Raw genomic sequence first — 19,370 nt, forward strand, 5'->3', positions numbered from 1 at the left:
AGTTAGAAAAAAAAGTGTGATCTGGTTGACATGTTGCCAGGCCTTACAAGGCACGGGCTAAGAATTTTCGCCAAAAATACAACCCCTCTATCCATCATTTTTTGCTCTTGTTAAGCGGCCGTAAAATACTAAAATAAGCCCCCATGTAGTTATGGTACTTCCCATCACCCCCAAGATGTAGTGTTTATCCACACATTATTCACAATGAATATGCTGTGCATAAGCCGGGATTTCTTTTAATTTTTGGATACTCACGCAAAGGTAAAAACGCGACATGAACCAGAGTCTGCTCGTTACTAAACGCGATGGCCGCCAGGAGCGCATTGACCTCGACAAAATTCACCGTGTGCTGGACTGGGCAGCTGAAGGGCTGAACAACGTCTCAGTTTCACAGGTGGAGCTGCGCTCCCACATTCAGTTCTATGATGGCATCAGAACCTCTGACATTCATGAGACCATCATCAAGGCCGCAGCAGACCTCATATCTCGCGATGCCCCTGACTATCAGTACCTGGCTGCCCGCCTGGCGATCTTCCACCTGCGCAAAAAAGCGTATGGTCAGTTTGAGCCGCCGAAGCTTTATGACCAGGTCGTTAAGATGGTCGATCTGGGCAAATACGATCGCCACCTGCTGGAAGATTACAGCCAGGAAGAGTTCGCACAGATGGACGAGTTCCTCGACCACTGGCGTGACATGAACTTCTCCTACGCCGCGGTGAAGCAGCTGGAAGGCAAATATCTGGTCCAGAACCGCGTCTCGGGTGAAATCTACGAAAGCGCGCAGTTCCTCTACATTCTGGTTGCTGCCTGCCTATTCTCTGGCTACCCGCGCGACACGCGTATGGATTACATCAAGCGTTTCTATGATGCGATCTCCACGTTTAAAATCTCGCTGCCGACCCCGATCATGTCGGGCGTACGTACCCCGACGCGTCAGTTCAGCTCCTGTGTACTGATCGAGTGCGGCGATAGCCTGGACTCCATCAACGCCACCTCCAGTGCGATTGTGAAATATGTCTCTCAGCGTGCCGGTATCGGCATCAACGCCGGTCGTATCCGTGCGCTGGGCAGCCCGATTCGCGGTGGTGAAGCGTTCCACACCGGCTGTATCCCGTTCTATAAGCATTTCCAGACCGCAGTGAAGTCCTGTTCTCAGGGTGGCGTACGTGGCGGCGCAGCGACGCTGTTCTACCCGATGTGGCATCTGGAAATCGAAAGCCTGCTGGTGCTGAAAAACAACCGTGGTGTTGAAGGCAACCGCGTGCGTCACATGGACTACGGCGTTCAGCTCAACAAGCTGATGTATCAGCGCCTGCTGAAAGGCGAAGACATTACACTGTTCAGCCCATCTGACGTGCCTGGCCTCTATGACGCGTTCTTCGCCGATCAGGATGAGTTTGAGCGTCTCTACACCAAATATGAGCAGGATAAGAGCATCCGCCAGCAGCGTGTTAAAGCGGTCGATCTCTTCTCGCTGATGATGCAGGAACGTGCTTCAACTGGCCGTATCTACATTCAGAACGTCGATCACTGCAACACTCACAGCCCGTTTGATCCGCGCATCGCGCCGGTTCGCCAGTCTAACCTCTGCCTGGAAATCGCCCTGCCGACCAAACCGCTGGAAGATGTTAACGACGAAAACGGTGAGATCGCCCTGTGTACGCTTTCTGCGTTTAACCTCGGTGCCATCGAAAGCCTCGACGATCTGGAAGAGCTGGCGACCCTGGCGGTGCGTGCGCTGGATGCCCTGCTTGATTATCAGGACTACCCGATTCCGGCTGCCCAGCGTGGTGCCATGGGTCGTCGTACCCTGGGTATCGGCGTCATCAACTACGCCTACTATCTGGCGAAGCACGGTGTGCGCTACTCCGATGGCAGCGCTAATGGCCTGACCCACAAAACCTTTGAAGCGATTCAGTACTACCTGCTGAAAGCGTCAAACGAGCTGGCAAAAGAGCAAGGTGCCTGCCCGTGGTTCAATGAAACCACCTATGCGCAGGGCATTCTGCCAATCGACACCTACAAAAAAGACCTGGACGCGATCAGCAACGAACCGCTGCATCTCGACTGGGAGAGCCTGCGTGAAGAGATTAAAACGCACGGCCTGCGCAACTCGACCCTGTCTGCACTGATGCCGTCTGAGACCTCGTCGCAGATCTCCAATGCCACCAACGGCATTGAGCCGCCACGTGGGCACATCAGCATCAAAGCATCGAAAGATGGCATCCTGCGTCAGGTGGTGCCGGAGTATGAGCGTCTGAAAGATCAGTACGAGCTGCTGTGGGAAATGCCGAACAACGACGGCTACCTGCAACTGGTGGGTCTGATGCAGAAATTCATCGACCAGGCGATTTCGTCCAACACCAACTACGACCCGTCACGCTTTGCTAACGGCAAAGTGCCGATGAAACAGCTGCTGAAAGATCTGCTGACGGCGTACAAGTTCGGCGTGAAAACGCTCTACTATCAGAACACCCGTGACGGTGCGGAAGATGCGCAGGATGACCTGGCACCTTCTATCCAGGATGATGGCTGCGAAAGCGGCGCCTGTAAGATCTAATGGTCAGGCGGGAGATTCTCCCGCCTCATTCATTTCACGAGGCCTGGCTTCGTCTACTTTTGGACAACTTTTATGGCTTACTCCACTTTCTCACAGAACAAAAATGATCAGCTGAAAGAGCCGATGTTTTTCGGTCAGTCAGTCAACGTGGCGCGCTTTGACCAGCAGAAATATGACATCTTTGAAAAGCTGATCGAAAAGCAGCTCTCCTTCTTCTGGCGTCCGGAAGAGGTGGACGTCTCGCGCGACCGCATCGACTACCAGGCGCTGCCGGACCACGAAAAGCATATCTTCATCAGTAACCTGAAGTATCAGACGCTGCTGGATTCGATTCAGGGTCGTAGCCCGAACGTTGCCCTGCTGCCGCTGATCTCGATTCCTGAACTGGAAACCTGGATTGAAACCTGGGCGTTCTCTGAGACGATTCACTCCCGTTCTTACACCCATATCATCCGTAACATCGTGAACGATCCGGCGGTGGTGTTTGACGATATCGTCACCAATGAGCAGATTCTGGCGCGTGCTCAGGATATCTCACGCTATTACGACGATCTGATTGAGATGACCAACTACTGGCATCAGCTGGGCGAAGGCACCCATCAGGTTAACGATAAGCAGGTTGTGGTCAGCCTGCGTGCGCTGAAGAAGCAGCTCTATATCTGTCTGATGAGCGTCAATGCGCTGGAAGCAATCCGTTTCTATGTCAGCTTCGCCTGTTCCTTCGCTTTCGCCGAGCGCGAGCTGATGGAAGGCAACGCTAAAATCATCAAGCTGATCGCCCGCGATGAAGCGCTGCACCTGACCGGCACCCAGCACATGCTGAACCTGCTGCGCAGCGGTGAAGACGATCCGGAAATGAAAGAGATTGCGGCAGAGTGCCGTGAAGAGTGCTTCGAGCTGTTTAAGAAGGCGGCGCTGCAGGAGAAAGAGTGGGCAGAATATCTGTTCAGCGGCGGCTCGATGATCGGCCTGAACAAAGACATTCTCTGCCAGTACATTGAGTACATCACCAATATCCGTATGCAGGCCGTTGGCCTTGATCTGCCTTTCCAGACGCGCTCTAACCCGATTCCATGGATCAACTCCTGGCTGGTGTCTGACAACGTTCAGGTCGCGCCGCAGGAAGTGGAAGTGAGCTCTTATCTGGTCGGTCAGATCGACTCTGAAGTAGGCGCTAACGACTTCGACGACTTCCAGCTTTAATCATGAGCCGTGACGTTGTTATTCTGCGCAGTTCCGGCACCCGACTGGAATGCACAGACGAGCACACCAACCTGCTGACGCTGCTGGAAGCCAACAATCTCTGCGTGGAGTTTCAGTGCCGCGAAGGCTACTGTGGCTCCTGTAGGATGCGGCTGCTGAAAGGCGAAGTGCATTACCCACAGCGGCCGCTGGCCTTTGTGCAGCAGGATGAGATCCTGCCCTGCTGCTGCAAGGCCAAAGGCGAGATTGAGCTTGAGTTGTAACTGAGGTAGCTATCTCTCTGACTGCGACGCTGCCTGAATGCGGGTGAAACTCACCGCAATGGCTAAGCAAAAGCGCAGGGAACCCGGTCAGTAAAGGAAAGCGTCCCGCGCCATGGACGGCGCGGGCCGAGCTGTCAGGGATGACGCTGTTTGCGTCTTTCCGATCTGACCGGGTTCTCTGCGCAGGCTCGATCTGGCAGCCATCAGGGCTAATCTGGCCAGCAGTCAGAATAAAACGGGCACCTCAGGTGCCCGTTTTATTTTCCCTGTTCTCACTGTCTGACAGTTTCAACCACATCCATCCAGCCGTGACCGGTGCTCACTTCACTACCGTGCAACCAGCGGCGCAGCATGTTCATCGCCATCATCGCCACCACCTTCTGCCGCGTTTCAAGGTTATAGCGACCGGTGCTGAACTTCACGCGCTGACCAAAACTGCCCTCCGGTGTATGCAACGCCACCGAAATCTCTTCCTGTTCCAGGCTGCCAACAGAGAGTGCCAGCGCTGCCTGCTGCTGCGCGGCAAGATCGCGGGTGCGGCTTACCTGCTGCTCCAGCCTCTCCGACTTTGGTGGCAGAATGTCAGCGCCCCTCAACGGCACGCTGGCGGCCGCCAGTTGCCAGTAAAGCAGACCGGCGGTGTATTGCTCGCTGACCGCCAGCTGCTCACCGCGCTGCTCCAGCTCGCGAGCCAGCAGCGCTGGTAAGCCTTCGGTGCCTTCAAAAATGGTGCACTCCGCCAGCAGCAGACGCACCTGCTGCCATACCTGCTCCATCGCCACCCGCTGGCTGGCCGGGCCGGTAAGTTTGATCTCAATGATTGGCATCGATGAGCGATACCCCATCAGCACTCCTTCCGGCAGGGCGAGTGGCTCCAGTTCGGCGGCAATATCACTTTCACCGCGACCAAAAGTGGTCAGCCGCAGACAAACCGGCGGCTCGGGCGGCGAGAATTTTGCTTTCAGACGCGGAATGATCTGCTGCTCCACCATCACTTTAAATTCAGACGGCACGCCAGGCGTGAAGAACATCCAGCAGCGATTGAGTTGCAGGGCAAAGCCACAGGCGGTTCCGACCGGATTATCAATCAGCTCCGCATTGGCCGGGATTTCAGCCTGCTTGCGATTGCTGGCCGCCATCACCCGTCCACGGCTGGCGAACCAGGCTTCCATCTGCTCCAGCCACTCCTGCTGCATCGCCAGTTCAACCCCACAGGCGCGCGCGGCGGCCAGCGCACTAAGATCATCACTGGTTGGCCCCAGACCGCCATTGACTATCAGCACATCGGCCTCATGACTGCGCGCCTGCAGCGTAGCGATCAGCGACTCGAGTGAATCCCCTACCGTGGTGCGACTGGTCATGGGCAAACCCTGCTGGAACAGCATATCCGCCAGCCAGGCTGCATTGGTGTCGACGATTTGGCCATGCAGCACCTCATCCCCGGTTGACAGCATCTCTACTCTAATCACGTCGGATTCTCCTTTTCACGTTTGCTTCACTGTATGAAGTCCGCCCGGGAAACACAATCGGCATCACCAGCGATTGTGATTGTTGCGGCTAAGGCAGCACGTTGCGCTTAAAAGTCAGAGGGTTGAGCGGGGTTCAATGGCGCAGATGAGTCAATTCAGGGCAATAAGAAACCAACAAAAACGGCGGGAGTTCCCCGCCGTTTTTTTACTACGGTTGTCAGCTACAGTGCAGGTCGCGATTAACGACGGGCCAGCAGCAGACCGAGCACCAGACCGGCAGTTGCGCCAATCCCGACACCCTGCCACGGTTTTTCATACACGTAATCGTCAGCGCGGTAAGCCGCCTGTTTAGCGCGATAGTAGTAGCTATCGGACGCCTGGCTGACACGGGATTTCACATCGTTCAGCGCCTGTTCGGCTTTGCTTTTGAGCTCAATGTACTTCTGATCGGCAGGATCGCCTGATGCCTTAAGCACTTCTTCCAGCGTTTCGGTCAGTAACGCAATATCGTCATCGAGGCCCGTTTCGAATTGATTTGTCTGATTTACCATCGTTTCCTCCGTGTGAATTGCAAAGCAGTTCATTAACTATAGTCATAATCTGGCGCTCTGCTGTTTTCCTGCTCCAGGAATCACCTGATTTTTCATCTGCTAAAGTTGCTCAACTCAGGCGGTGCGCCGTTTCGCTGCACAAAGAAGTGTAAGACGCAGCGGCAACCGCCGAATTTCGCTTCGCTTCTTTGATTAATCTGATAAATTTTGTCGGGACTGAATTTTCCAGTAACCCTACTGTCGTACCCCTCTGTTGCCTGTGATTATCGGGCCATGAAAGTGCATTTTGCACGACAGTCACGACACCCTCGAACAGCTAAGGAATGATCTCTGGCATGAATCGAAGAATGTTTATGAAAGCGTCAATGGCCTTCTCCGCCGTCAGCGGCATGACCGGCCTGTCAACGCTGTTTGCGCAATCCGCATGGGCAGAAGATGGCATTGCTGACGGAACCGCCGTACGCTTCGATTTTGACGTACTGAAGAAAAACGCCGCCGCGCTGGCGAAAAAACCCTGGGGCGGTGCACCAGGCGCGCTGCCGGAGACGCTGGCTACACTGACCCCGCAGGCGTACAACGAAATTCAGTATGACGCTAACCACTCACTGTGGAATAACCTGCCTGACCGTCAGCTGGATGTGCAGTTCTTCCATGTTGGTATGGGCTTTAAGCGTCGCATCCGTATGTTCTCTGTTGACGGCGCAAGCCGCGAGGCGCGCGAAATTCATTTCCGCCCCGAGCTGTTCAACTACAACAACGCCCACGTGGATACAAAGCAGCTGGAGGGCAAAACTGACCTCGGCTTCGCCGGTTTCCGCGCCTTTAAAAAGCCGGAGCTGGCCCGTCGCGACATCGTCTCGTTCCTCGGCGCAAGCTACTTCCGTGCCGTTGACGATACCTTCCAGTACGGTCTCTCGGCGCGTGGCGTGGCGATTAACACTTTCAGCAACGGTCAGGAAGAGTTCCCGGACTTCACCGCCTTCTGGTTTGAAACGCCAAAAGCGGAAGATACCACTTTCACCTGTTACGCCCTGCTGGATGGTGCCAGCCTTACCGGTGCTTATAAGTTCATCATTCATTGCGAAGAGAAACGCGTGGTGATGGAAGTAGAAAACCACCTGTTTGCCCGTAAAGAGATCCGTCAGATCGGCATCTCGCCAATGACCAGCATGTTCAGCTGTGGCACCAACGAACGTCGCATGTGCAACACTTACCATCCGCAGATCCATGACTCCGATCGTCTCGCGATGTGGACCGGTAAAGGCGAATGGATTGCGCGTCCGCTGAATAATCCGCAGCGTCTGCAGTTCAACGCCTATGAAGATGAGAATCCGCGTGGCTTTGGCCTGCTGCAGCTGAATCACGACTTCAAAGATTATCAGGATGTGATTGGCTGGTATGACAAACGTCCGAGCCTGTGGGTTGAGCCGGTCGGCAAGTGGGGCAAAGGCGCGATCAACCTGATGGAGATTCCAACCACGGGTGAAACGCTGGATAACATCGTCTGCTTCTGGCAACCGGCGGAACCGGTCAAAGCGGGCAGTGAGCTGAATTTCTCCTACAAACTCTACTGGAGTGGTCTGCCGCCAGTGCGAAGCGGTCTGGCGCGTGTGGATGCCACCCGCACCGGTATCGGTGGCTTCCCGGAAGGCTGGGCGCCTGGCGAGCACTTCCCTGAAACCTGGTGCCGTCGCTTCGCCATCGATTTTATTGGTGGTGATCTGCAGGCTGCCGCGCCGAAAGGCATTGAGCCGGTGATTACTGTCTCATCCGGCACCGTGAAGCAGGTTGAAATTCTGTATGTCGATCCGCTGAAGGGATACCGCATTCTGTTTGACTGGTATCCGAACAGTGATTCCACCCAGCCGGTGGAGATGCGTCTGTTCCTGCGTAGCAAGGATGAAACGCTGAGCGAAACGTGGCTTTATCAGTATTTCCCGCCTGCGCCGGATCAGCGCAAATATGTAGATGACCGTCAGATGACGGTGGGTTGATGGAAACAGGCAATGCTTAGGCCTCGCCTTTTTTTCTGACAAAGTCTGCAACGATTTGCGATGAGAGCGAGTCTGCTCAGGGAACACGATCAGATCGGAAAGTCGCTAATGCCAATCCATGACATGCTCGGCCCGCGCGATTACGCACCTCATCCCTGAGGTGCGCCCGTAGCCGGGCCAACGCGTTACGTTGTTCAAAAACGCTCCCGGCGTTTTTAGTACGCACCTCATCCCTGAGGTGCGCCCGTAGCCGGGCCAACGCGTTACGTTGTTCAAAAACGCTCCCGGCGTTTTTAGTACGCACCTCATCCCTGAGGTGCGCCCGTAGCCGGGCCAACGCGTTACGTTGTTCAAAACGCTCCCGGCGTTTTTGTCCCAGGCGCGGGACGCTTTCCTCCTCTGACCGTGTTTCCTTCGCGTTGAGTTGAGAGGTAGCTGTCAGTTTCACTCTGACCTGGGTTTGTCGGCAGTATGAGGCGAGGCTCAGGCCTCGCCTTTTTTATAGCGCGGTCTTCACCATATCAATATGCGGAATGCCATCTTCCAGGTAGCTCTCCCCTGCCGCCACAAAGCCATGCTGTCCGTAAAATTTTTCCAGATGTGCCTGAGCGGAGAGAAACAGATCCTGACCCGGCCAGTGTAGCTGACAACGGCTGATCGCCTTCTCCATCAGACGGCTGCCCAGCCGCGCACCACGCACCCGATCGGACACAATCACCCGCCCGATTTTTGCCGGGCTGCTCTTATCTTCCGGTGAGAGAAGTCGCGCATAGGCCACCAGCTGACCATCCGCTATCCCCAGCAGATGCCGGTTTTCCGCCTGCAAATCTTTGCCATCCACATCCTGATACGCACACTGCTGTTCCACGACGAACACGGCACTGCGCAATGCCAGTAAGTCGTAAAGTTCCCGGGCGGTGAGTTCGCTATGGTGTTTATCCTGCCAGTCAATGTTCATGGTCTCTCCTTGCTAATCACAACACGCTACATCAGAACAGTGCCGCCATCCAGCATCTGCGGGTCACCTTGTCTTTAAGGCAAAAAAAATCAGGCCCGGAGGCCTGATTCATCAGTTGCAGATACCTGCTTACATCAGCGGCTGAGCCATCTGCACCAGTCTGATCAGCGGCTGCGGGTAAACCCCTAACAGCAGCACCAGAATGGCGGAGATCAGCACGACCACACCACCGGCCGTAAATGCCCAGTTAGCCGGGGTGTCACGGGTATGCAGTTCCGGCGGGCTGAGGTAGAGACTGACCGTCACGCGCAGATAGTAGTAGAGACCTATCGCACTGCCCGCGACCACGGCACCGGTCAGCCACCACAGGTGAGCACTGACACCTGACGCGATAACGTAGAATTTGCCGATAAAGCCCAGCGTCATCGGGATACCTGCCAGCGATAGCATCATCACCGTCATGACCGCTGACAGGATAGGACGATGCCAGAACAGACCACGATAGGAGTAGAGCGAGTCGGCATCCGGGCCACGATACGGGCTGGACATCAGGCTCACCACACCAAAGGCACCCAGGCTGCTGAACAGATAACCCGCCAGGTAAACACCCGAGGTTTCCAGCGACAGCTGATGATCTTTCACTGCAATCAGCGCCACCAGCAGATAACCGAGGTGGGCGATAGAGGAGTAACCCAGCAGACGCTTGATGTTGCTCTGCGAAATCGCCATCAGGTTACCGAACAGAATCGACACAAAGGCGATCATGGCCAGCACCGTACGCACCGCTTCGCTGTCGGTCACCGGCGCATACATAAACAGACGCATGATGACACCGAAGATCGCAATCTTGCTGGCGGTGGCCAGGAAGGTTGAAACCGGTGCAGGCGCACCCTGATAAACATCGGGCGTCCAGAGGTGGAACGGAACCAGTGAGAGCTTGAAGCCCAGACCGATAATCATCATGCCCAGACCCACCAGCAGCAGTGGCTCGTGGATCATGCTGTCTGTCAGGCTCTGACCCAGCGCAACGAAGCTCAGGTTACCGGAATCAGCGTAGATCAGCGCAATGCCAAACAGCAGGAACGATGAGGCCGCCGCAGAAAGAATGGTGTACTTCAGTGCGGCTTCCAGCGAACGTTTCTGGCGGAAAGCGTAGCCAATCAGACCAAACAGCGGCAGCGACAGCAGCTCAATACCGATGAACAGCGAGGCCAGATGGTTAGCGCTGGCCAGCACGATGCCACCGAGCGCTGCAATCAGCACCAGCAGATAGAACTCATCTTTGTTGTCCGGGTAGCCTGCCAGCCACGGATAGGCAAAGGTGCAGGTTGCCAGACTCGCCAGCATTACCAGCGCGGTATAGAACATCGAATAGCCATCGACGCGCAGCAGCGGCGTGACATCCATTGCCCCGGCCTGACCAACAAAGTAGAGCGAGAGCAGCGCCAGGTTCAGGCCAACTACCGTTAGCGTGGCGTTAACGAAGTGGTTGCGTCGCCAGGCAATGGACAGCATCACAACCACCACCGTCAATCCGACGATTAACAGCGGTAGTAACGCAATCAATTGGTGAGGAGTTATTGTCATGGCGAATTACGGCCTTGTAGTTGAAATTGAAGCGGTAAACCACTGCTGAATATTGCTCATGGCAGCGTGCGAAGTATCCAGAATCGGCTGTGGATAGACGCCCAGCAGCACCAGCAGCACCACCAGAACACCGATGGTCATAAACTCACGCGGTGACATGCCTGGCAGCGGATCTTTAGATTTCGCTTCGCCGTAGTAAGCGCGCTGCATCATCACCAGCGAGTAGACGGAGGCGAACACCAGACCAAAGGTTGCGATGACAATAATCATCGGCACCACCTGGAAGCTGCCGGTCAGAATCATAAATTCGCCGACGAAGTTACCGGTGCCCGGCATACCGAGGTTGGCAACAGCAAAGAACAGCGACAGGCCCGGAATCCATTTGATGCGCGACCACAGGCCACCCATCTGACGCATATCACGGGTATGCAGACGCTCATACAGCTGACCACACAGAATGAAGAGTGCCGCTGCGGACAGACCGTGTGCAATCATCTGGATCACCGCACCCTGCAGCGCCAGCTGGCTGCCGGTGTAGATGGCAATCAGCACAAAGCCCATGTGCGAAATCGAGGTATAGGCAATCAGACGTTTGATATCGGTCTGCGAGAAGGCCATCCACGCACCGTAGAAGATACCGATGATACCTAACCACATGGCGATTGGCGCAAACTCGGCTGACGCGTTCGGGAACAGCGGCAGGCTGAAACGGAGTAAGCCGTAAGCCGCGGTTTTCAGCAGGATACCCGCCAGGTCAACAGAACCGGCCGTTGGTGCCTGACTGTGCGCATCCGGCAGCCAGCCGTGCAAGGGCACTACCGGCATCTTGACCGCAAAGGCGATAAAGAAGCCCAGCATCAGCAGATATTCAACACCGCTCGACATTGGCGTCTGCAGCAGCTGTTCGTAGTTGAATGTCCAGACGCCGGTCGCGTTGTAATGGACAAACACCAGGCCCAGAATCGCAATCAGCATCACCAGACCCGAAGCCTGGGTATAGATGAAGAATTTGGTCGCAGCGGAAATACGGGTTTTACCGTCCGATGCTTTATGACCCCAGAGCGCGATGAGGAAGTACATCGGCACCAGCATCATTTCCCAGAAGAAGAAGAACAGGAACAGGTCGATGGAGAGGAACACACCGATTACGCCGCCCAGGATCCACATCAGGTTCAGATGGAAGAAGCCCTGATACTTTGAAATCTCATTCCAGGAACAGAGCACCGCCATCAGACCGAGCAGGCCGGTCAGCACCACCATCAGCAGAGACAGGCCATCAATGGCTAAATGGAAGCTGATGCCGAAGCGTGGGATCCACGGAACGGAGAAACTTGACTGCCACTGCGGAATGCCCGCTGCCTGCGTCAGTGAATAGCCTCCCTGCAACCAGAGTTGCAGTGAAAGCGCCAACGTCAGCCCCATGGTGATCAGCGCGATCCAGCGTGGCACCTTCGCGCCAAGGCGCTCAGTGAGCCAGCAGATCAGACCGCCGACGAAGGGTATGATAATTAGCCAAGGTAATAACACGGCACACTTCCCTTTTCTTTGTCTTAGTTCGGGCTATCTTACTTGCCATTTTGATTCCCGGCAGTGCTCGCAATCCTCACATACCTCGGTATGCTGCGATTGCTGCGCGCTGGCGGTAACCAAACTGGCTGCGACGATAACGCCCTTGCTCAGGACAATTTTTGACATTCTCAATGGGCAGATTAACTAACCTGCCCCGCTCATCAATCTTTAAATCACCAGCAGCAGAGCCAGCACCAGCACGGCACCCACGCTCATTGACGCCACGTACCAGCGCAGGTAGCCATTTTCACTGACCACCAGACCTTTGTTGGCAATGCGTGACAGCAGCGCAGGCAGGTTCATCAGACCATTCAGTGGGTCGCGCTTCAGCAGCCACGCAATACCCAGATAAGGTTTGACGAACACTTTATCGTAGAGCCAGTCGAAGCCCCATGCCGCAAACCACCAGGTGCCGAAGAAACGGCCTGGTGCACTGTTTGCGATACGGATTACCAGCTCACGTTTGCCCAGCCACAGTGCGGCTGCGATCAGAATGCCAACGATCGCGACCACACCCGAGGTGATTTCCAGTCCCACTTTGCCCGCTTCACCGAACTCATTGGCTGGCAGGACACCCGCCAGCGGTGGCGTAATCAGCGCACCAATAAAGGTGGAGAGCAGCAGCAGCACAATCAGCGGCAGATGATGGGTAATGCCTTTACCGGCGTGTGCATGAATTTTTTCTTCGCCGTGGAACACAATAAAGATCATGCGGAAGGTATAGATAGAGGTCAGGAACGCTCCCACCAGACCCGCGACCATCAGATTGATGTGACCATGAGCCAGTGCACCAAACAGAATCTCATCTTTACTGTAGAAGCCCGCCGTAATCAGCGGCAGTGCCGCCAGCGCCGCGCCACCGACCAGGAAGCAGGTGTAAACCAGCGGAATGCTCTTACGCAGGCCACCCATTTTGAAGATGTTCTGCTCGTGATGGCAGGCCAGAATCACTGAACCCGAGGAGAGGAACAGTAATGCTTTAAAGAAGGCGTGCGTCATCAGATGGAAAATCGCCGCATCCCACGCCTGAACGCCCAGCGCCAGGAACATGTAGCCAATCTGGCTCATGGTGGAGTAAGCGAGAACGCGTTTGATGTCGGTCTGCACCAGCGCGGCAAAGCCCGCCAGCACCAGGGTAACCGCCCCGATGATGCCGACCAGATGCAGCACTTCCGGCGTCAGCAGGAAGAGACCGTGGCTGCGGGCAATCAGGTAAACACCCGCCGTCACCATGGTCGCGGCGTGAATCAGCGCCGAAACCGGTGTCGGACCCGCCATCGCATCGGCCAGCCAGGTCTGCAATGGCAGCTGTGCCGATTTACCGACCGCGCCACCCAGCAGCATCAGCGTCGCCCACTGCAGCATATGGTTGTCTGCGGCGAAGTGCGCCGGAGCCAGTTCCATCATCTCGCGGAAGTTCAGCGTGCCCAGCTCGTTGTAGAGAATGAACAGACCGAATGCCAGGAAGACGTCGCCCACGCGGGTAATGATGAACGCTTTCATCGCCGCTTTGCCGTTTTCCGGATTGCTGTAGTAGAAACCGATCAGCAGATAAGAGCAGAGCCCTACCCCTTCCCAGCCCAGATACATCAGCATCAGGTTATCGGCCAGCACCAGAACCACCATGCTGGCGATAAACAGGTTGGTGTAGGCGAAAAAGCGGGAGTAGCCCTCTTCTCCACGCATGTACCAGGAGGCGAACATATGAATGAAGAAGCCGACACCGGTCACGACCGACAGCATGGTCAGCGACAGGCCATCCAGCGTCAGATTCACCTTCATGTCGAAGTTGCCGACATGCATCCACGTCCAGAGTGTCTGAGTGTAAGCTTGCTGACCATTGGCGAAGAAGTCGAAACCGATCATTGCCGTAGTCAGTGCTGCCAGACCCACCGATCCCATACCCACCGTGGCCGACAGGTTCTCTGACCAGCGACCGCGGGAAAACGCTAACAGCAGAAAGCCGATCAGCGGAAACAAGACAGTTAAATAGAGAAGATTCATCCGCGCATCTCGCTCACAGTATCAATGTTCAGCGTCTGACGACGACGATAGAGCTGAAGCAGCAGTGCCAGACCAATACTGGCTTCCGCTGCCGCCAGGCTGATCGCCAGGATATACATCACCTGTCCATCTGCCTGACCCCAGTAGCTCCCGGCAACCACCAGAGCTAAAGCGGCGGCGTTGATCATGATTTCAAGGCCAATCAGCATAAACAGCAGATTGCGGCGTATCACCAGCGACGTCAGTCCAAGGACAAACAGCACGGCAGCAAGAATCAATCCATGTTGTAACGGGATCATGCGTTCTCCTTTTTCACCTGAGCGGCGTCAGCATTACGGTTACTCAGGACTTCGCCCTGACGCTCTTCACGACCGATATGGAACGCCACGACCAGACCCGCCAGCAGCAGCATTGAGGCCAGTTCAACCGCCAGTACGTAAGGACCAAACAGGCTGATGCCGACCGCTTTGGCGTCGATGATGGTGCCATCGATGCCCTGATCATTGGCTGTCAGGATGGCGTAGACCATTACAACCAGCAGCAGCAATGAGACGATACCCGGGCCAATCCACAGTGACGGGCTGAGCCACTCACGCTCCTGCTTCTCGGTCTGCTTGCCTAAGTTCAGCATCATGACCACGAAGACGAACAGCACCATAATGGCACCGGCGTAGACGATGATCTCCAGCGCACCGGCAAAATAGGCCCCCATAGAGAAGAAGACGCCCGCGATCGATAACAGCGAAACGATCAGGTACAGCAACGCATGTACCGGATTAGTGTGGGTAATGACGCGCAACGTCGTCAGCACCGCCACCAGCCCGCAAAGATAAAACGCAAATTCCATGCCTTGCTCCTTAAGGTAATAAGCCTTTGACGTCGATAGGCTTGGCTTCGTTTTCCGCTTCGCCCTTATCTTTACCGTCAATCGCCATACCTGCCATGCGGTAGAAGTTGTACTCCGGATATTTACCCGGCCCCGAAATCAACAGATCGTCCTTCTCATACACCAGATCCTGTCGCTTAAACTCACCCAGTTCGAAATCGGGGGTCAGCTGAATCGCCGTGGTCGGACAGGCTTCCTCACACATGCCGCAGAAGATGCAGCGTGAGAAGTTGATGCGGAAGAACTCCGGATACCAGCGGCCATCTTTGGTTTCGGCTTTCTGCAGCGAGATACAGCCAACCGGGCAGGCAACCGCACACAGGTTACAGGCGACACAACGCTCCTGACCATCCGGATCGCGGGTTAACACGATACGGCCACGATAGCGTGGTGGCAGATAAACCGGCTCTTCCGGGTACATCTGCGTTTCACGTTTGGCGAAGGCGTGCAGCCCGATCAGCCAGATACTGCGAACTGTCGTGCCAAAGCCTACGACAATATCTTTCAAAGTCATTTGTTAACCCCTTACGGCGCTGTGTAGAGAATCACTGCGGCAGTCGCCAGCAGGTTCAACAGCGTCAACGGCAGACACACTTTCCAGCCGAATGACAGCACCTGGTCGTAGCGTGGACGCGGAAGCGCAGCACGGATCAGGATGAACATCATCATAAAGAACGCCGTTTTCAGGGCGAACCAGATGAACGGCGGCAGGAAAGGTCCGTGCCAGCCACCAAAGAACAGCGTTACGATCAGCGCTGAAACGGTGGTAATCGCCACATATTCGCCGACAAAGAACAGGCCGAACTTCATACCGGCATATTCAATGTGGTAGCCGTCCGCCAGTTCCTGCTCCGCTTCTGGCTGGTCAAACGGATGACGGTGACACACCGCCACGCCCGCAATACAGAAGGTCACGAAACCGAAGAACTGCGGAATGATGTTCCACAGATGCGTCTGGCTGTTGACGATATCGTTCATATTGAACGAGCCCGCCTGTGCTACCACACCCATCAGCGACAGCCCCAGGAACACTTCGTAACTCAGGGTCTGCGCCGAGGCGCGCATCGCACCCAGCAGCGAGTATTTGTTGTTACTCGACCAGCCGGCAAACAGCACCGCGTAGACCGCCAGGCCCGCCATCATCAGGAAGAACAGCAGACCGATATTCAGGTCTGCTACCATCCAGGTTGGCGAAACCGGCACGATAGCAAAGGCCAGCAGCAGTGAAACAAAGGCGATGACCGGCGCAAGGGTAAAGATAAAGCGGTCGGTAAACGGCGGGACCCAGTCCTCTTTGAAGAACATTTTGATCATATCCGCCACCAGCTGCAGCGAGCCGCCCCAGCCTACGCGGTTTGGCCCGTAACGGTTCTGGAACAGGCCGAGCAGACGACGCTCGGCGAAGCTCATGAACGCGCCGCAGGCCACAACCACCAGCAGAATCACGATGGCTTTAACAATGGCCAGCAGAATGTCGATAACGTCCGGTGTTAACCAGCTCATTGCGCCGCCTCCTGCAGAGTGTCGATTTTACCGTTCGCCAGGAATAGCGGAACGCCCGGCATACCCAGCGGCAGGCCAATCTGTCCCGCCTGCAGTGACGCCGAGAAACGGACCGGCAGACGCACTGTCTCACCGGCACAGCTGAATTCCACCGCCGCGCCATCATTAACGCCCAGCTTCGCCGCATCCTCCGGGTTAATCACCAGCGCAGGCTCAGCCATACGCTGCTGGAAGACCGGTGAACGCTGTGACATCTCTTCGCTGCCGAACAACCGGTGAAGAGGTGCCACGCGCCACTGCGCATCACTGACGAAGGCTTTTGGTACAGTAGTGAACCAGGGTAACTCACCTGCGCTGGCTTCAAACAGGCGCACGCCCGGATCGCCATGACGCAGTTTGCCGCCCACTTCAACCTGGAACTTGTTCCACGCCTGCGGTGAGTTCCAGCCCGGTGCCCAGGCAAACGGAATCTGCGAACGCGGTGCGCCTGGCTGGTTGTTCCCTTCCATTGAGAAAGCGAACATCGTGTCCTGATCCTGCGGCTGACGCGGTTCGTGCACGCTGATATTGGCGCGCGCCGCGGTACGGCCACTGGCACGGTGCGGTGAACGCGACAGTTTCTGTCCGCGAATACGGAAGCTGGCATCCGGTGCCGCATCCTTGATTCCGGCCAGCTGTGGCAGATGACTCACCACCGCATCGATCACATGATCGAGCTGCGTCCAGTCGACGTGACGGCTTTCCAGCGTGCTGTGCAGCGAATGCAGCCAGCGCCAGCTCTCCAGCATCACTACGTTGTTGTCATAGTAAGAAGGATCGTAAACCTGGAAGAAACGCTGTGCGCGGCCTTCATGGTTGATCGAGGTACCATCGCTTTCGGCGAAGCTGGCGGTTGAAAGCACCAGGCCCGCTTTCTCCAGCGTGGCGGTACGCTGATGATCCACTACAATCACGTTTGTGGTCTGGGCCAGCGCCGCATCCACCAAAGCTTTCGGTGCATGGCGATAGAGATCATTTTCCAGAACGACCAGCGCATCGGCTTCACCGTTGCTCAGTTGCTCCAGCGCCTGCTCCAGCGGATTGCCGCCAATCATGCCCAGTCCGATGCTGTTCGCGTGACCTGCCAGCAGAGTAATGCCGACATCTGCACCGCGTGCCTTCAGGGCTTTCGCCACGTTAGCCGCGGCTTCAATCACTGCGCTGCTGCCTGAGTGGGTACCGGAGATAATTAATGGCTTTTTCGCGCCGGCCAGCGCCTGCACGACAACATCCATTTTCCCGCTGAGTTTGCTGTCGAAATCGGTAACCGCAGGTGCAGACTCATCCAGTGCACTGGCGATAGCGAAGCCGAGGCGCGCCTGATCTTCAACCGGCGCACGATAGCTCCATGCCGCGATATCATCCAGACGGGTTTCATCAACATGGGTAACAAACAGCGGATGTTTGGCGTTCTGACCGATGTTCATGATGGCGGCGATCTGCCAGTCTGCGACTTTCTGTGCAGCGGCCATATCACGCGCTTTGCCTTTGACTGCCTGACGCACTGAGAGCGCTACACGTGCGCCAACCTGTGTCAGGTCTTCACCCAGCACCAGCACCGCGTCGTAGCTTTCAATTTCACGCAGCGATGGCGTATAGATACCGCCCTCGCGCAGGACGTTGAGCATCAGTTCAAGACGGGCCTGCTCGTCCGCTGGCATGCCGGTTGAGAAGTTCTCTGCACCCACCAGTTCACGCAGGGCGAAGTTACTTTCAATGCTGGCGCGCGGCGAGCCGATACCGATCACTTTCTTCGCCTGACGCAGCAAATCTGCACCAGCGTTAACTGCCTGCTCTGCGTTCAGCGTGACCCAGTCGTTGCCGCGCAGCAGCATCGGCTGACGTGGGCGATCTTTACGGTTCACGTAGCCATAGCCAAAGCGGCCACGGTCACACAGGAAGTAGTGGTTTACGGTGCCGTTATAACGGTTTTCGATACGGCGTAACTCACCATAACGCTCACCCGGGCTGGTGTTACAGCCAACGCTGCACTGCTGGCAGATGCTCGGCGCAAACTGCATATCCCATTTACGGTTATAGCGTTCGGAGTGGGTTTTGTCGGTGAAGACGCCGGTCGGGCAGATTTCAACGAGGTTGCCGGAGAATTCGCTCTCCAGCGTGCCATCTTCCGGGCGACCAAAGTAGACGTTGTCGTGCGCGCCGTAGACACCCAGATCTTTGCCATCGGCATAATCTTTGTAATAACGCACGCAGCGGTAACAGGCGATACAGCGGTTCATCTCGTGGGAGATGAACGGACCGAGATCCTGATTACGGTGGGTACGCTTAGTGAAGCGATAGCGGCGAAAGCTGTGGCCGGTCATGACTGTCATATCCTGCAGGTGACAGTTACCGCCCTCTTCACACACCGGGCAGTCGTGCGGGTGGTTGGTCATCAGCCACTCCACCACGCTTTCGCGGAACTCTTTCGCTTCGCCATCATCGATGGAGATGAATGTGCCGTCAGAGGCCGGCGTCATGCAGGACATGACAAGACGGCCGCGGGTATCTTCGGCATTCTGGAATTGCTTTACCGCACACTGGCGGCAGGCCCCAACGCTTCCCAGCGCCGGATGCCAGCAAAAGTAAGGAATATCAAGGCCCAGAGAGAGACATGCCTGTAGCAGGTTGTCCGCTCCGTTCACATCATACTCTTTACCGTCTACATGAATTGTAGCCATAGTGACATGCTTCCGTAAGGCTCGTCAGAAACGAGCGTTAATCATATTCTTGCCCCGACGCACGACACTGTCGGGGCGGCGGCACCAGGCCTTTTCCGTATGC

General features: G+C 55.9%; 15 protein-coding genes. 4 read left to right on the forward strand and 11 right to left on the reverse strand.

Going from position 1 to position 19,370, the window contains the following annotated elements:
• The first annotated feature begins 274 nt into the window (after positions 1-274).
• From nrdA to yfaE, 3 genes are all read left to right on the forward strand, one after another.
• Positions 275-2,560, forward strand: coding sequence for a class 1a ribonucleoside-diphosphate reductase subunit alpha (nrdA, locus tag AC6I8C_RS12970; RefSeq protein WP_497822722.1), 2,286 nt, complete (start codon positions 275-277; stop codon positions 2,558-2,560).
• A 72-nt stretch (positions 2,561-2,632) separates the two neighbouring features.
• Positions 2,633-3,763: a class Ia ribonucleoside-diphosphate reductase subunit beta gene (gene nrdB, locus AC6I8C_RS12975; protein ID WP_013358563.1), complete on the forward strand. Its 1,131-nt coding sequence runs from the start codon at positions 2,633-2,635 to the stop codon at positions 3,761-3,763.
• A 2-nt stretch (positions 3,764-3,765) separates the two neighbouring features.
• Positions 3,766-4,026: a class I ribonucleotide reductase maintenance protein YfaE gene (gene yfaE / locus AC6I8C_RS12980; RefSeq protein WP_010258095.1), complete on the forward strand. Its 261-nt coding sequence runs from the start codon at positions 3,766-3,768 to the stop codon at positions 4,024-4,026.
• 272 nt (positions 4,027-4,298) lie between these two features.
• Here yfaE and AC6I8C_RS12985 read toward each other — a convergent pair whose 3' ends face one another.
• Both AC6I8C_RS12985 and elaB read right to left on the reverse strand, forming a co-directional pair.
• Positions 4,299-5,495 carry a nicotinamide mononucleotide deamidase-related protein YfaY gene (locus AC6I8C_RS12985; RefSeq protein WP_497822723.1) on the reverse strand — a complete coding sequence of 399 codons (1,197 nt, stop codon included), beginning with the start codon at positions 5,493-5,495 and terminating at the stop codon, positions 4,299-4,301.
• A 239-nt stretch (positions 5,496-5,734) separates the two neighbouring features.
• Positions 5,735-6,046 (reverse strand): stress response protein ElaB, encoded by a 312-nt coding sequence (gene elaB / locus AC6I8C_RS12990; RefSeq protein ID WP_497822724.1) that lies wholly within the window; start codon positions 6,044-6,046, stop codon positions 5,735-5,737.
• Between the two features lie 335 nt (positions 6,047-6,381).
• Between elaB and AC6I8C_RS12995 the strand changes: the two genes are divergently transcribed.
• The gene (locus tag AC6I8C_RS12995; protein WP_497822725.1) at positions 6,382-8,040 is read left to right on the forward strand and encodes a glucan biosynthesis protein D; all 1,659 of its coding nucleotides are present in this window, start codon (positions 6,382-6,384) and stop codon (positions 8,038-8,040) included.
• A gap of 499 nt (positions 8,041-8,539) precedes the next feature.
• Here AC6I8C_RS12995 and AC6I8C_RS13000 read toward each other — a convergent pair whose 3' ends face one another.
• The 9 genes from AC6I8C_RS13000 to nuoG all read right to left on the reverse strand — a co-directional run bounded on the left by AC6I8C_RS13000 (position 8,540) and on the right by nuoG (position 19,267).
• The gene (locus AC6I8C_RS13000; RefSeq protein WP_497822726.1) at positions 8,540-8,998 is read right to left on the reverse strand and encodes a GNAT family N-acetyltransferase; all 459 of its coding nucleotides are present in this window, start codon (positions 8,996-8,998) and stop codon (positions 8,540-8,542) included.
• A 129-nt stretch (positions 8,999-9,127) separates the two neighbouring features.
• Positions 9,128-10,585, reverse strand: coding sequence for an NADH-quinone oxidoreductase subunit NuoN (gene nuoN / locus AC6I8C_RS13005; protein WP_315310594.1), 1,458 nt, complete (start codon positions 10,583-10,585; stop codon positions 9,128-9,130).
• A gap of 6 nt (positions 10,586-10,591) precedes the next feature.
• The gene (gene nuoM, locus AC6I8C_RS13010) at positions 10,592-12,112 is read right to left on the reverse strand and encodes an NADH-quinone oxidoreductase subunit M (protein ID WP_033733363.1); all 1,521 of its coding nucleotides are present in this window, start codon (positions 12,110-12,112) and stop codon (positions 10,592-10,594) included.
• A gap of 210 nt (positions 12,113-12,322) precedes the next feature.
• The gene (gene nuoL / locus AC6I8C_RS13015; protein ID WP_497822727.1) at positions 12,323-14,158 is read right to left on the reverse strand and encodes an NADH-quinone oxidoreductase subunit L; all 1,836 of its coding nucleotides are present in this window, start codon (positions 14,156-14,158) and stop codon (positions 12,323-12,325) included.
• Positions 14,155-14,457, reverse strand: coding sequence for an NADH-quinone oxidoreductase subunit NuoK (nuoK, locus tag AC6I8C_RS13020; protein ID WP_003854236.1), 303 nt, complete (start codon positions 14,455-14,457; stop codon positions 14,155-14,157). The genes nuoL and nuoK overlap by 4 nt, the downstream gene beginning before the upstream one ends.
• Positions 14,454-15,005 (reverse strand): NADH-quinone oxidoreductase subunit J, encoded by a 552-nt coding sequence (gene nuoJ, locus AC6I8C_RS13025; protein WP_010258075.1) that lies wholly within the window; start codon positions 15,003-15,005, stop codon positions 14,454-14,456. Before nuoJ ends, nuoK begins: the two co-directional genes overlap by 4 nt.
• Before the next feature lie 10 nt (positions 15,006-15,015).
• Entirely contained in the window at positions 15,016-15,558 is a 543-nt protein-coding gene (gene nuoI / locus AC6I8C_RS13030; protein WP_003854239.1) for an NADH-quinone oxidoreductase subunit NuoI, read from the reverse strand.
• Positions 15,559-15,569: 11 nt separating this feature from the next.
• Complete coding sequence (gene nuoH, locus AC6I8C_RS13035; protein WP_497822728.1) at positions 15,570-16,547, reverse strand: NADH-quinone oxidoreductase subunit NuoH; 978 nt, start codon at positions 16,545-16,547, stop codon at positions 15,570-15,572.
• Positions 16,544-19,267 (reverse strand): NADH-quinone oxidoreductase subunit NuoG, encoded by a 2,724-nt coding sequence (nuoG, locus tag AC6I8C_RS13040; protein ID WP_497822729.1) that lies wholly within the window; start codon positions 19,265-19,267, stop codon positions 16,544-16,546. Before nuoG ends, nuoH begins: the two co-directional genes overlap by 4 nt.
• Positions 19,268-19,370 lie beyond the last annotated feature (103 nt).

Source organism: Pantoea sp. X-Soil-YNGN-844, assembly GCF_059730595.1.